Source organism: Rubritalea squalenifaciens DSM 18772 (assembly GCF_900141815.1).
Taxonomy (GTDB): domain Bacteria; phylum Verrucomicrobiota; class Verrucomicrobiia; order Verrucomicrobiales; family Akkermansiaceae; genus Rubritalea; species Rubritalea squalenifaciens.
This window is the reverse complement of sequence record NZ_FQYR01000003.1, coordinates 205110-217826: the sequence shown is the minus strand read 5'-3', so window position 1 is coordinate 217826 and position 12717 is coordinate 205110. Positions and strand designations below refer to the sequence as shown.

Genomic DNA, 12717 nt, shown 5'->3' with positions numbered 1-12717 from the left:
GACTTATTGAATTTTGATTAAAACCGCCGCCACATCGTCGCGGAACTTACCATTCACCGAAAACTCAGCCGCCCTGCGATAGACTTGATCCACCACCTCCTGAGGCTCTGCTCCTAATCCAGCCTGCACCCACTTGATCATTTGTTGACGGTTCAGCTCCAAGCCCTGCGCATCCTGCACATCGTAAAGCCCGTCAGTATAGAGCAGGATGTGATCTCCGGATTCCAGAGAGACACATTTCTCTTCATAGTCGCTATTCATGACACTGCCCAAGACCGAGGTTGGCTCCAGTAAACGCTCCACCTTGCCATTGGCTCGAATCAGAACCACAGGCTCCTTGGATCCAGTGACGTAATGCAATTGTTTTGCCTCCACATCCACCCTCACGGTGGCAGCCGCCGCATAACGGTCAGCAGGAAAATAACGGTTCACATGCTGGTTCAGCTCAGTATACAGCGCTCCAAAATCGTCACGGTAGTCCCCTAGCAATTCATCCAGCTTATAAATAAATGCGGCGGACACCAAAGCAGCCGCCACCCCATGACCGCGAATATCGCAGATAGTCACCCCAATGGAACTTCCCCCCCCTGTGTGAAAACGCACCACATCTCCCCCCACAGCCAGTGAAGGCCTGAATAGCATCCCAATCTCCAAGCCGTCTACACTAGGAACCTCAGTTGACATGATCGACTGGTGGGCCTCCCTCGCCAACTGCATTTCCTGATCCAGCTCACTATCCTTCTCTCTCAGTTGAGCAACCGCATCCAGTATCGTGGTGATATCCGTAGATACACCAGTGACTCCAATCTGGCGCTCCTCGCGCATGAGCGGGAAGTAACACGTCTCAAAGGAATGGCTGCCAGCTTTACGCACCCGGGAAAAAATCTTTCCGTCCATGGCTTTCTTAAAATCCTCCAGGGTAATAGGTAGCTCACCTTGGCACTCTTCAACGGATTTGCCGGTGAACTGACTGCTTTCATGCCCGATTTTGGACAGCCCTTTGCCATCACATTTGAGAAAGACACCACTCTGATCCATTGAAAAAACGATCACCGGGGTACCGGCCATCACCGCATGGAGCCGATGCCTACTCTCGTTCAGATCGAGCTCCATATCCGTCCTCATGTTCCTGTCTTTCACCAAAGTTCTGAACAGCAGAATGACCGTGAAAAGAAGTACTGCGACCGGCAGCATGTACATATAGGTGTAGATATTCTTGTTATCGCGGGCTGTCTTGATCACTCCGATCTCTCTCCCCTGATACTCTATGGGACTCAGGAAATGGCTCTCACGCATCAAGCCCATGGCCCTCATCAAACCATCTAGCCCCTCGTCGGCTTCGACCATTGCATTCTTCACAAAGAGCTCCCCGTCACTGTGATGCACCTCGACGTAATGAAAGTTGTTCTGCTTCCCAACCGCTTCTACATACTCCTGGGCCGTCTCGACGTTCACGTCCCACAAATATGGGGCCAGCTGCTGACCGTAACTCTCCGTATCCTTCTCACCATTTCGCTGAAACCTTTCCTCATTGGACAAGACAAAGAGCACAAACACTGACAACACAGCGAGAGCGATAACGAGCTGGATGATGTTCTTTCCTGATTTCAGCATAATACATCCGCTACAAAACAGACCTAGCGCATTATAATAAACAGACTTACAGCTCTCAGAAAAGCATGAACTATCAGAATCCTCAGTTCTAGCAATCTGCTCCCCGAATACAAAAAGGGCTCCGAGTCCAAAACCCGAAGCCCTTTCTAAAAACTGATGCTACAGACCCTCTACTTGGTCAGGGCATTCATAATGTACGCACTTGGACGGAAATGCTGAATAATCACCTCTTCCTGATCTCCGCGTTTCATTCGCACTTCGCTGATGTCAAAATTCGGCGTCTTGTGCGGAGCAAAGAGTATATCGTCATGAGTGCTATTCTCATGCTTCTTGAACATCTCTGGCACAATGTCACCGCCCAAATGATCGTCTCGTCCAGTGGCTAAATGACAAGTACCGAGCACCTTCTCATCTTGGATATCTTGGCCTGAGACGGGCAAGACCTGAGTCCCAAAACCAAGTTCGCCCAGTGTTCCAGTCATAGGGTCATCCTTAAGGCGTTCGTTGTGGGCATCAATCGTCGCCTGATCCCCCTCGATCAGTGTGGACTTGATGATATTGCGGTCTTTCACCGTCAAAACTCCAAGAGTACCGTCTTCGTACTTCATTGGGAACTCGCCGTGGGCATCCTCCGGCACATAGTAAATCTCTCCAGCTGGCAGGTTAGCCACATCTGGCGTCTTCCCCTTGCAAAGGCCGTGGGACTTCTGCGCCTCTTGCTGACCAAGTCCAAGCCATGCGGTCAATACACGGCCATCTTCTAGGGTAAAATCAATCTCGATAGAGTCAGCCTTAGTCATCGCCAGGCGGATTTTCTCCGCATCGGCGGAAACTTCATTATAATCCACCGCCAAGCCTGAGGACAAAATCACATCATTCATCCCGTGCATCGTGGCTCCTCGGAACCCAAATTCCTTGCACTTGGCTGTGAGTGGAGCAGTTGCACTCCAGGTGGAGATACAGAGGACGATATCGTAGTTAGAGTAGATATCTTTGTCCAAGGACAGCTGATTCCCCTCCACATCGAACACCTCGTCTCGAAGATCCAAGTTAGAGCCATGGGTGCAGTAATAAGCATACATCTCACCCCCGGTCATTCCCAGTTCCTCCATCGCTCCATTCTTGAAAGCCTCGTAGAACTCTTCATAAGCTTTACGCTGGACGCTAAACTCCTCGTTTTCCAAGAAGGCAAATCCCTTCATCCACTTCTGAGGCTCATCAAAATCCGTTAAGATACAAACCTTACAGCCCTGAGTAGGCTCAAATACCGTGTTCATCAGCTTCACCACGGAGAACTCTGGAAACTTGCGAGTCTCGGGATTTAACATCACGTCTTCATGAAGGTAATCAGGTAGCAACATGTATCAAAACTAAGCTACTAACGCCTTTCCGCAAGAAGCGATCACAAAAAATTACGCCACTTTCCTGACTCTATCCAGAACTCACTCTAACATAATTTTCTAGCAACTCACCATCACTAGACAAGCTCCCGATTCTCTGACTGCATTCTACCTCCAAAAAATAGTCAAGAAAAATTAAATATTCGCTGGCCAAACCCCTATACTTGCTGATATATTTTCTCCTAGCAGCAGTATAACCTTTTCCCAATATGTCCAGACTCACGGAAACACGCCCCCAACGATTGAAAATCGCCGAGACACAAATGGAGATGCGCACCGATTCCGCATCTGGCCAGTCTCCGCTTTCCGAAGATTTCGAAGGCAAACTCCATGCCGCCCAGATCGAACTCGAGAAACTGCGCCAGCAGCAAGAGTCAATCGAGCGTCAGAAGCTCGAACTCCAAGAGCTCAATGAGCGCAAAGAAGAGTTCATCCACGGCCAGAATGATATCAGCGATAGACTTACCTCTGCCCTGACCGCCATCGACCGCGAGCTCTTCGAAATGCGCCAGGAGATGCAGGATCTGGAGCAGACTCGTCAATGCTTTGCCGAGCATCAAAAGAAGATCGATGAGATCAGCCCCAACAACTGGACCCGCGAAGAACTCAAGAACCAGCTGGACCGTGCGATCTCCATGCTCGACCACGCCGAGGACGAGTACGAAGAAGCGATGCAGCATTTTGCCGGCAGCCGCCGCGCAGGTGTATTCTCCGCCAAAAAGAAAACTTCCATCTCTTCCTCAGGATCAAGCGAATTTGGCGCCTCCTTCAAACAAGGTCTGGCATTCAACTTGCCTCTAATTATTCTTGGACTTTTGGCACTTGCCGCGTACTGGATGAAGTAACACTTCCCCATGCCGTTTCGTAAATCATCCAAGCAAGAAGAACTCGAGGAATACGCCCGCCAGGAAGCTGAGCTCAGGGCCAAGATCGAGGAAATCCAGGGCTTCATCAAAGAAGCCCCGGAGAAGCTTCAGCGCGAAGAAGAGGAACGCATGCAAACCTTGCCCGCGCCAGACGAACTGGCACACATGCAGCGGGAAAAAGACTTTATTGATCGCCTCACTAAAGGCGAGATTCGCAATGAGCGCAGACACCAAGCACGCAGTGCAGTGCTCTTCATCATGCTTGCGGCAGCGATCATTTTCGTTTCCCTGTGGATTTATAAGGAAATCAGCAGCGCCCTCTAGGAACCCAACCTACTGAAATTAAGTCAGAAACAACCCTAAAAGCTTTGATTTTTGGGGCTTCTTTTTTACTGACTTAAAATCGTACCTTTTCCCGCTTGCACACACAAGTAAGCATCCCTAACCTGCGCCCGCTACGGCGCCTATGAAAGCTACTACCAAAGCCATACTCGCATTAGAAGACGGCCGAACCTTTGAAGGTGAAGCATTTGGACACACCGGAACCACAACCGGGGAGATCTGCTTCAATACCTCCATGACCGGATACCAGGAGATCATCACCGATCCATCCTATCGTGGTCAGGTAGTTACAATGACCTACCCACTGATCGGCAACTACGGAGTTAATCCTGAGGACGCCGAGTCCTCCTCTCCTCATGTCCGAGGTCTGGTCATCGGTGAACTTTCACCAATCGCCTCCAACTTCCGATCACGCCAGACACTCCCAGAGTATTTTGCAGAGCACCAAATCATCGGTATCGAGGGTGTAGACACTCGCGCGCTCACCAAGCACCTGCGTACAGCAGGCGCCATGCGCTGCTGTATCTCCACAGAGCTTTCAGCCGAAGAAGCAGTCAAAGCTGCCAATGATGCCCCACCAATGGAAGGCTCAGACTTTGTGAAAGAAGTCTCCACCGAGTCCAACTACCACTGGGACAAAGAATCACGCCTCTGGAATATCCCTAGCCCATCTCAAGACCGCGAGGGCTACTACGAAGAACTTCCTGAGGCAAAATACAAGCTGGTAGCATTCGACTTTGGTATCAAATACAACATTCTCCGCAGCATGCGCCAGGCAGGCTTCGACATCGAAGTCGTCAACTCCCGCGCCACCGCTGAAGAAGTGCTCGCTCTTAACCCGGACGGAATCTTCCTCTCCAACGGCCCAGGCGACCCGGCCGCTCTCGATTACATTCACGCAGAGGTGAAGAAGCTCCTCGGCAAGAAGCCAATCTTTGGCATTTGCCTCGGCCACCAGATCCTCACCCACGCCTTCGGCGGCACGACCTACAAACTGAAGTTCGGCCACCGTGGCGGCAACCAACCGGTCAAGGATCTCCGAACCGGCAAGATTTCCATTACCGCTCAGAACCACGGCTTTGCTACTGACCCAGACAGCCTGCCGGACGACGTGGAAATCACCCACATCAACCTCAACGACGACACGGTTGAAGGCTTCCGTCACAAGACTTATCCAGCCTTCTCCGTACAGTATCACCCTGAAGCAGCTCCCGGACCGAACGACGCGAAGTACTTCTTCGACGAATTCGCTGAGATGATCGAAAACTTCTCAGCCAAGTAACTGGAAACTCTTCAGAACTATCACATAAGTGCCGTTGCCTCATGGAACGGCATTTATTGCGTTTCAGACGCCACACCATTTCAAAACGAGTAGAACATGAATACTATCATCTGCGGTCTCCAGTGGGGAGACGAAGGGAAAGGCAAGATCGTTGATTACCTTACGGAAACAGCTGACATCGTAGCCCGTGGCCAAGGCGGCAACAACGCTGGTCACACCGTCATCGCGAACAACAAGAAATACATCCTTCACCTGGTCCCATCCGGCATTCTCTGGGGAGACAAGACATGCGTCATCGGCAACGGTGTCGTTATGGATCCAGTGGGCCTCTGCAAAGAGATCACCACACTAGAAGAGCAAGGCATTGTAGTTTCTCCTGAGAAGCTCCTCATCTCAGATCGCGCACACGTAGTACTTCCCTACCACCGTGAGCTTGATGCGGCCCGTGAAGCGGCACTCGGCAACAACAAGATCGGAACCACCAAGCGCGGCATCGGTCCAACCTATGCTGACAAGGCCAACCGCTGCGGTCTCCGCCTCGCCGATATGCTCTGTGAAAAGACTGCACGCGACCTCCTCGCAGTGCGCCTTGAAAACGTCAACGAGCGCCTCAAAAAATTCGACCTGCCAACCTTCACCGTGGATCAGGTTCTCGACGAAGTTCGCCCGGCGATCGAACGCCTGCGCCCACACGTCACCAACACCATCCCAACGCTTCACAAGGCCTGGAAAGAAGGTAAGACCATCCTTTTCGAAGGCGCCCAAGGCTCCTTCCTTGATGTTGACTTCGGTACCTACCCGTTCGTCACTTCCTCCAACACCACCGCCGGCGGCGCCTGCACTGGCTCCGGCCTTCCACCACACGCCATCCAGCGCGTTGTCGGTGTATGCAAGGCTTACACCACCCGTGTTGGTTCCGGACCAATGCCTACCGAAAACCAGGAAATCTCTGACTACTTCCACAACAAAGGCATGGAATTCGGCGCCACGACTGGCCGCCCACGCCGCTGCGGCTGGCTCGATACAGTACTACTCCGTTTTGCCGTCATGGTAAACGGCGTGACTGATCTTGCCGTTACTATCCTTGATGGTCTCGATGAGCGCGAAACCCTGAAAATCTGTGTCGCCTATGACATCGACGGTGAGCGCCACGAATTCCCACCTGCAAACCGCGACCAGTGGGATAAGGCTACCGCCATCTATGAAGAAATGCCGGGCTGGCTGGAAGACACCAGCAAAGCACGCTCTTGGGATGAGCTTCCTGAGAACGCCAAGGCATACCTCAACCGCCTCAGCGAACTCGTAGACGCACCAATCAAGTACATTGGTAACGGCCCTGGCCGCGAGCAGACCATCATTGTCTAATCTGCCTCAATCCATACGATTTATCCAAAAAAGCTCCCTGAACTTCAGGGAGCTTTTTTTGTGCTCAGGATTTCCTCATTCCTCAAGATCACTCTGATAAGTGAATGAGTCTGAAACCACACTATCAATCATCAATGTTTTGAGAGAATTCTGCTCATCGGAGCTATATCTGACTCGTAAAACATAGTGAGCATACTGATAGGGCAAGCCATAAGCGTCCGCACTCTCACTTAGATTACTCAGCTTACTGGTGAATGAGGCTGCGTCCGGGTGATCCCTCGGCATGTAGGCCTGCACCCATCTAGCTGCTCCGTGATCCCACCCCCTCAGGCGAACCCCAAAATATTTCCCTAGCGGGTACTCCGAACTCTCATCTCCCCCAGTCCCCACAAGAACATGCATCTCATGTACCCCAGAAGGCTTGGCATCAATAAACTCTTCCCATGGGATACTTTGATACCTCACGAACGTCTCCCAATCTATCATCAGCTCCCCGTCCTCCAGCTCGTACACATAAGTCACACGCTGATCTGTCTCGCCCTGTAGCCTGAGACTCACCTTCCAGGCCTTGTTTCCGTCTGGCAAAATGATCTGATTTTCCGCCACTTTGAGCTCCTCAATCTCAGTTTCAGCAGGAATAGCCGCCACACCCCTATCAACTAGATCTCTCATGTGCTGCATGGTTCTTCGTGGATTCACACACATGGCTGACTTTGCTTCCAAATCCTGTTCCTCAAAAAAGCTCTTAAACAACTTTTGGACAGTTTCAGCCCTATTCTTACTGGCCTTCAGCTGCTCCTCGATAAGCCGTTCAATCTCTTCCCCACTGGCATCACCAAACACGGCGCCTGACACATTTGAGTTATCACTCTCTTTCCCCCCTTCACCCAACCACAACTGTGCCGCTGCAACCCCCACACCTAACACCGCCACACCTCCAAGAATAAGCAGCCACTTCATACCCGATGAACCTCTCACTTCGTCCTCTTCATCCTCCCACGTATCTCCAAGGGAACGAGCTCCTTCCCCCCTGGAACGCACCAGTCCAGACTCAGCCAAGAGATCCTGAAATGCCTGCTCAGGCGTTTGCTGCCCCACCCCCAGATAACTTGACTGAGCCCCCACCAGATCACCGCCCTCATCATGCTCAGCTTCCTCCCCATGATCCTCCAGCTTGTGAATTCTGGCATCACGCCTATCAACTTCCTGCTGCAAGCCAGAAACGAGATCTCCCAATACATGCTCCAGGTTACCATGCTTTTTCTTGAGCGCCTCGATAGCCTCCTTCGTCTCCTCAAGCTTACTCGTAGCCACATCCCTCTCCTTCAGCACCTTCTCATAAGAGGCCCTGAGCTCCGCCAATTCCCGCTCACTGATACTTGGGATCTTTTTCTTCTTTCCTTTCATCCTGTAGCAAAGAATTGCCATTTACTGAATGTCACAGCACCTCAAGAAAACGATCAACTCAGCCGCTATCTCATTGAGAATCATGTAACAACATAAATCGACAATACCCCCTTTCTAACGTGAAGAGTGATTCGGGTAAAGCCAAAACCCAGATTATCAAGAGAGCCTAAGTACGCACAACGCTTTAAAACGGCCAAAGAATCGGGATGACCAAACTAGCTGTCAGCCACAAAATCACCGCAAGAGGGAAGCCTACGCGGAAGAAATCACCAAACTTGTAACCACCTGCACCATAAACAAAAGTATTAGTCTGGTAACCAATCGGCGTTGAGAAACTGGCAGAGGCACCAAACATGACTGCTACAACAAATGGCCGGGCATCCACCCCCATCTGAGAGGCCACATACATCCCCAGGGGCGTAAGCAGAGCTGCTACCGCATTATTGGAAATCAGTTCGGTCAAAATCGCCGAGAGAAGATAAAAGACCGAGAGCATGAGGTAAGGATTATCATGTCCGATCACCCCAACTGTGCACTTCGCGATATTTGCAGCCAAGCCACTCTGGTCCATCGCCATTCCCAGCCCCAGCATACCACAAATCATGAAGATGACTTTCCACTCGATAGACTGGAACGCCTCATGAGGATCCAGACAGCGGGTTACCAAAACAAGCAAGGCACTAGCCAAGGCCAACTGAACCGTTGGCAACTGAGGAATTCCAAAATTCCCCCCAAGAGCCCCCATGATCACAAACAAACCTAATGCAGCCAATACGATTGGAGCTTTCCGAGTCCGCAGAACCTGATGCTTTGGCTCACTCAAGTTAATGAAATCCTTTTGCTGGAACAGACGACGCATTCTCTCCCTAGGACCTTGAACTAGTAAGGTATCACCAAAGGCAAGACGCTCATCCTCAAACTTCTCCCTCAGGTTTCGCCCACGTCTGTGAACCGCCAGGATGATCACCCCAAATCGCTGACGAAAATTCAACTCCTTGAGATTCTTTCCAGCCAGAGAAGACTCCGGCCCCAGGATACCTTCCATCAATACAGCTGACTCCGTACGGATATCACCCAGACCAAACTTCTCGTTCCCCCGGATATCAATCCCTTCGGTATCAGAGATCCCCATCAAGCCCTCAATGACACCCTTGAAGATAATCTCATCACCTACTTCAAACTTCACTTCAGGCAGAGGGCATCGCAGACGCTCTCCATCACGGACCACCTCCAACACCCTGGCCTTCTTCAGCTTCGAGATTTCCGTATCTGGAAACAACTTACCAGCAAGTGGTGAGCCTTCTTTAACAAATGCATGCGTGATGAACTCTCTACCAGTATCACTATCGATCAGTGCAGCCAGAGTCACCCTGTCCGGCAACAGCTTACGGCCAAGAGTCAGCATGTACACCATCGTAATCCCTGCAAAAATCAAGCCCATCGGGGTGATTTCAAACATGGTAAATGGGGTCATGGACTTACTGGCTATTCCAGCAGCCACCAAATTGGTTGAGGTACCAATAATCGTCATCGTTCCACCAGCCACCGCCGCATAGGACAAGGGAATCAGGAACCTCGAGGCCTTATAATTCTTGCGCCGGCAAATCCCCATGATGATTGGCATGAAAACCACCACCACCGGAGTGTTATTCACGAATCCGGATAGACCAACCACAATCAGCATCAGCATGACCAGCATGCGCATTGGGCTAGAACCCGCCACCTTTTCAAACCACACCCCCAGAGACTCAATCACTCCAGTCCTCTCCAAGGCAGCACTGAGAATAAACATGCACGCTACCGTAATGGGGGCTGGATGTGCAAATACCAGCAGCGCGTTATTGGTCTCACCCGGCTTCACGCTGAGAACACCCGCAAAAACACAGGCAACTAAGGCCACTAGAGCTACAAGCTCCGCCGAGAGCCATTCTTTCACAAAGGCACCAAACACAAGAACCGTTAGAACGGCCAAAAAGATTTGCTGCCAAGTTTCAAACATCGCCATGTTCTACCAGATCAAAACGACCCGTGCACCAGTTTTCTGCCCTTAAAGCAGAGCCGAGGACCAATCCCCCTCATTGAAACCGACTAAAGCCGTACTTCCTGAGATAACAAACGGCCTCTTCACGAGATTCCCGTTAGAACCCAGCAAATCAAGCGCGTCCTCGTCACTCATACCTGGCAAACTATCCTTGAGCCCCATGGAACGATAGTCCATGCCGGATGTATTGAAGAGCTTGCGAATACTCTCATACTTGGATAGCGCCATAGCGAACTCCTCACGGCTCGGAGGAGTTTCCCGAATAGCAACTTTTTCGAACTCAAGACCTTGCTCTTCAAGCCACTTGTAGGCCTTACGACAAGTTCCGCAACCTTGATATCCGTAGATGCGAATCATAAAAATTACCCGATACGGTAAGTGATACGAGCCTTAGAGGTATCGTATGGAGACATCTCCATCTTCACGCGGTCACCGACAACCAAACGGATGAAACGCTTACGCATTTTACCAGAAATGTGGGCAAGAACCTCGTGCCCAGATGCAAGCTCTACCTTGAACATAGTACCTGCAAGTACTGTTTTGATCGTACCTTCGATCTCCACAGATTTGTCCTCGCGTCCGTCGTCTTCCTTCTTCTTGAAACGACGTCCTGCACCACGGCCACCACGGCCGCCGCGTCCTCCTGGGCGTCCTCCGCCCCCTTTTCTTGGTTTTCCTGCGATAACTATTCTCCTTTGTTGGTTCGTTGAATCCGCACTACATCCTTAAGGATAAGGTGCTGGCCGCGCATCTTCTTTATTTCCCCGTAATTCGCAATACTTATTTGGGAAATTATTAGTATAAACTAGGAAAAATCTTTGCGCAACTATCCCCCCTCTGCGACGTTTAATAGATACGCGAGTTGGCCTACCCACCCCGTGTGCGCCATACGTCATCAGACGTTTGACAATACGTTCCACAATCGATTAATTCATACCTATGAGAAAAAACTCACCACTCCTTACAAAACCTCAGAATCTCTCCCGCGGCTTCACTCTCATGGAAATGGTCATGGTCATGGCCATCATTGCCGTTTTGGCCGGCGGTGTCATTGGACTCATGAAGGGCTTCGACGAAAGTGCTAAAATCCAACAGGCCGACAATGACATCAAAGCTATCGGTGCGGCACTTACCCAATACAAGACTCTCTCCGGGCGCTACCCGACTACAGATCAGGGCCTCGAGGCTCTGGTGAACAAGCCAACCAAGCCTCCAGTCCCAAAACGCTATCCAAATGAGGGCATGCTCAAGGAGGTTCCCCTTGACCCTTGGAAGAACCCATACATCTACAAAATGCCTGGAGCTGGCGGCCCTAATTCTTACGAACTAATCAGCGTTGGCCAAGACGGCAAGGAAGGCACAGATGATGACATCAGCTCTGAGGACTAATCGCCTCCCTATCAAAAAAGCCCATTCAGGCTTCACCTTACTGGAACTCATTATCACCTTGGCTCTTATCTCGGTGCTTATGGGTTCCGCTTTTTTTGCATTCTCGGCGAATACCTCCGATGAGATCATTGAGACTCAGGGGGCAATTGAAGCCACGGCTACCTCCACACTGAGGCGTTCGTCTACTCTCGGGCGTCCACACTATGCCATCATCAGGCATGATGCCATTTGGGTCACTGAATTGATTGATCAGACCGCGGACCTGTCTCGCATTCAGCCCAGCTCAGACATTGCTCTCGTGGACATTCCCGAAGGCACCATTCTCTCCTGTAAACGCGAAAATGGAGAATGGGTAACCATGACTGAACGCGAGGACCCTGTCATCTGGGTTTTTGCACGATCTGGCATTTGTGAAGTTTTTTCGTTTCGTTTAGAAGATGGCGGATCCTCATTTGAAATGACCGTGAACCCCATAACTGGCAATTTTATCGATCTTGATGAAGAAGCAAATCAATAGGACGCAACCCGCAGGCTTCATGCTCATGGAAGTGCTTCTCGCATTTGCCATTTTCTCGATTGCGGTCACCAGTATCGTCATTGCACTCAACAGGACTGCAGAGCTGTCCCAGACAATGACTCAAGAACTGGATTCTACAAGGACACTGCGTAACCTAATGACTCAGACTCTCACCACACCAGTCCCTGAAAGCGAGTTCGTACGAGATGAGGTAGTTGAAATTAACGATCACACCAGAGCTCGCATTCAAGTCACTGAATTTGAAGCAACCGATGCTGATGAGCACATTCTTCCCCGTCTCTACAAAATCAGAATAACGCTGGAAGACTCCCTTAGTAGTGAGCAAACCACAAACGAGCTTGAGACCATTCATTATTACCCTCTTACCCAGTAGCAGCAGATTTTGATTATTCTTCACCATAACAGATCACGCGGTTTCACCCTTTTTGAGACTCTGCTCTCACTTGCAATCGCATCTGTTCTGATTGGGATCA

General features: G+C 50.7%; 13 protein-coding genes and 1 pseudogene. 8 read left to right on the top strand and 6 right to left on the bottom strand.

The window, feature by feature from the left end; genetic code table 11:
• Positions 1-3: 3 nt before the first annotated feature.
• A complete protein-coding gene (locus BUB27_RS06300; RefSeq protein ID WP_143158720.1) occupies positions 4-1614 on the bottom strand; it encodes a PP2C family protein-serine/threonine phosphatase in 1611 nt (536 codons plus the stop codon).
• Positions 1615-1784: 170 nt separating this feature from the next.
• The gene (locus tag BUB27_RS06295) at positions 1785-2975 is read right to left on the bottom strand and encodes a M29 family metallopeptidase (RefSeq protein ID WP_143158719.1); all 1191 of its coding nucleotides are present in this window, start codon (positions 2973-2975) and stop codon (positions 1785-1787) included.
• Between the two features lie 248 nt (positions 2976-3223).
• On the opposite strand from BUB27_RS06295, the gene BUB27_RS06290 reads away from it, so the two are divergent.
• From BUB27_RS06290 to BUB27_RS06275, 4 genes are all read left to right on the top strand, one after another.
• A complete protein-coding gene (locus tag BUB27_RS06290) occupies positions 3224-3859 on the top strand; it encodes a hypothetical protein (RefSeq protein WP_143158718.1) in 636 nt (211 codons plus the stop codon).
• A gap of 9 nt (positions 3860-3868) precedes the next feature.
• Positions 3869-4204, top strand: coding sequence for a hypothetical protein (locus BUB27_RS06285; protein ID WP_143158717.1), 336 nt, complete (start codon positions 3869-3871; stop codon positions 4202-4204).
• 142 nt (positions 4205-4346) lie between these two features.
• A complete protein-coding gene (gene carA / locus BUB27_RS06280) occupies positions 4347-5504 on the top strand; it encodes a glutamine-hydrolyzing carbamoyl-phosphate synthase small subunit (RefSeq protein WP_143158716.1) in 1158 nt (385 codons plus the stop codon).
• Between the two features lie 96 nt (positions 5505-5600).
• Positions 5601-6869, top strand: coding sequence for an adenylosuccinate synthase (locus tag BUB27_RS06275; RefSeq protein ID WP_143158715.1), 1269 nt, complete (start codon positions 5601-5603; stop codon positions 6867-6869).
• A 75-nt stretch (positions 6870-6944) separates the two neighbouring features.
• On the opposite strand, the gene BUB27_RS06270 is transcribed toward BUB27_RS06275, so the two are convergent.
• The 4 genes from BUB27_RS06270 to infA form a co-directional block, all read right to left on the bottom strand.
• Positions 6945-8276: a hypothetical protein gene (locus tag BUB27_RS06270; RefSeq protein ID WP_143158714.1), complete on the bottom strand. Its 1332-nt coding sequence runs from the start codon at positions 8274-8276 to the stop codon at positions 6945-6947.
• A 184-nt stretch (positions 8277-8460) separates the two neighbouring features.
• The gene (locus BUB27_RS06265) at positions 8461-10281 is read right to left on the bottom strand and encodes an SLC13 family permease (RefSeq protein WP_234991692.1); all 1821 of its coding nucleotides are present in this window, start codon (positions 10279-10281) and stop codon (positions 8461-8463) included.
• 42 nt (positions 10282-10323) lie between these two features.
• Complete coding sequence (locus tag BUB27_RS06260) at positions 10324-10674, bottom strand: arsenate reductase family protein (RefSeq protein WP_143158713.1); 351 nt, start codon at positions 10672-10674, stop codon at positions 10324-10326.
• Between the two features lie 5 nt (positions 10675-10679).
• Positions 10680-10880 carry a translation initiation factor IF-1 gene (gene infA, locus BUB27_RS06255; RefSeq protein WP_200797079.1) on the bottom strand — a complete coding sequence of 67 codons (201 nt, stop codon included), beginning with the start codon at positions 10878-10880 and terminating at the stop codon, positions 10680-10682.
• 376 nt (positions 10881-11256) lie between these two features.
• Between infA and gspG the strand changes: the two genes are divergently transcribed.
• From gspG to BUB27_RS19255, 4 genes and pseudogenes are all read left to right on the top strand, one after another.
• Positions 11257-11706 carry a type II secretion system major pseudopilin GspG gene (gene gspG / locus BUB27_RS06250; RefSeq protein ID WP_143158712.1) on the top strand — a complete coding sequence of 150 codons (450 nt, stop codon included), beginning with the start codon at positions 11257-11259 and terminating at the stop codon, positions 11704-11706.
• Positions 11681-12223 (top strand): prepilin-type N-terminal cleavage/methylation domain-containing protein, encoded by a 543-nt coding sequence (locus BUB27_RS06245; RefSeq protein ID WP_143158711.1) that lies wholly within the window; start codon positions 11681-11683, stop codon positions 12221-12223. The genes gspG and BUB27_RS06245 overlap by 26 nt, the downstream gene beginning before the upstream one ends.
• The gene (locus tag BUB27_RS06240; RefSeq protein WP_159434829.1) at positions 12204-12617 is read left to right on the top strand and encodes a PulJ/GspJ family protein; all 414 of its coding nucleotides are present in this window, start codon (positions 12204-12206) and stop codon (positions 12615-12617) included. The genes BUB27_RS06245 and BUB27_RS06240 overlap by 20 nt, the downstream gene beginning before the upstream one ends.
• Before the next feature lie 9 nt (positions 12618-12626).
• Positions 12627-12713: pseudogene (locus tag BUB27_RS19255) on the top strand (type II secretion system protein); the annotation flags it as partial.
• Positions 12714-12717 lie beyond the last annotated feature (4 nt).

Excerpts from the sequence above, each read along its gene's own strand:
- BUB27_RS06295 (WP_143158719.1), bottom strand. The coding sequence starts at position 2,975 with ATGTTGCTACCTGATTACCTTCATGAAGACGTGATGTTAAATCCCGAG.
- carA (WP_143158716.1), top strand. The coding sequence starts at position 4,347 with ATGAAAGCTACTACCAAAGCCATACTCGCATTAGAAGACGGCCGAACC.
- BUB27_RS06270 (WP_143158714.1), bottom strand. The coding sequence starts at position 8,276 with ATGAAAGGAAAGAAGAAAAAGATCCCAAGTATCAGTGAGCGGGAATTG.
- BUB27_RS06285 (WP_143158717.1), top strand. The coding sequence starts at position 3,869 with ATGCCGTTTCGTAAATCATCCAAGCAAGAAGAACTCGAGGAATACGCC.
- BUB27_RS06275 (WP_143158715.1), top strand. The coding sequence starts at position 5,601 with ATGAATACTATCATCTGCGGTCTCCAGTGGGGAGACGAAGGGAAAGGC.
- BUB27_RS06260 (WP_143158713.1), bottom strand. The coding sequence starts at position 10,674 with ATGATTCGCATCTACGGATATCAAGGTTGCGGAACTTGTCGTAAGGCC.
- BUB27_RS06300 (WP_143158720.1), bottom strand. The coding sequence starts at position 1,614 with ATGCTGAAATCAGGAAAGAACATCATCCAGCTCGTTATCGCTCTCGCT.
- gspG (WP_143158712.1), top strand. The coding sequence starts at position 11,257 with ATGAGAAAAAACTCACCACTCCTTACAAAACCTCAGAATCTCTCCCGC.
- BUB27_RS06290 (WP_143158718.1), top strand. The coding sequence starts at position 3,224 with ATGTCCAGACTCACGGAAACACGCCCCCAACGATTGAAAATCGCCGAG.
- BUB27_RS06240 (WP_159434829.1), top strand. The coding sequence starts at position 12,204 with ATGAAGAAGCAAATCAATAGGACGCAACCCGCAGGCTTCATGCTCATG.
- BUB27_RS06245 (WP_143158711.1), top strand. The coding sequence starts at position 11,681 with ATGATGACATCAGCTCTGAGGACTAATCGCCTCCCTATCAAAAAAGCC.
- BUB27_RS06265 (WP_234991692.1), bottom strand. The coding sequence starts at position 10,281 with ATGGCGATGTTTGAAACTTGGCAGCAAATCTTTTTGGCCGTTCTAACG.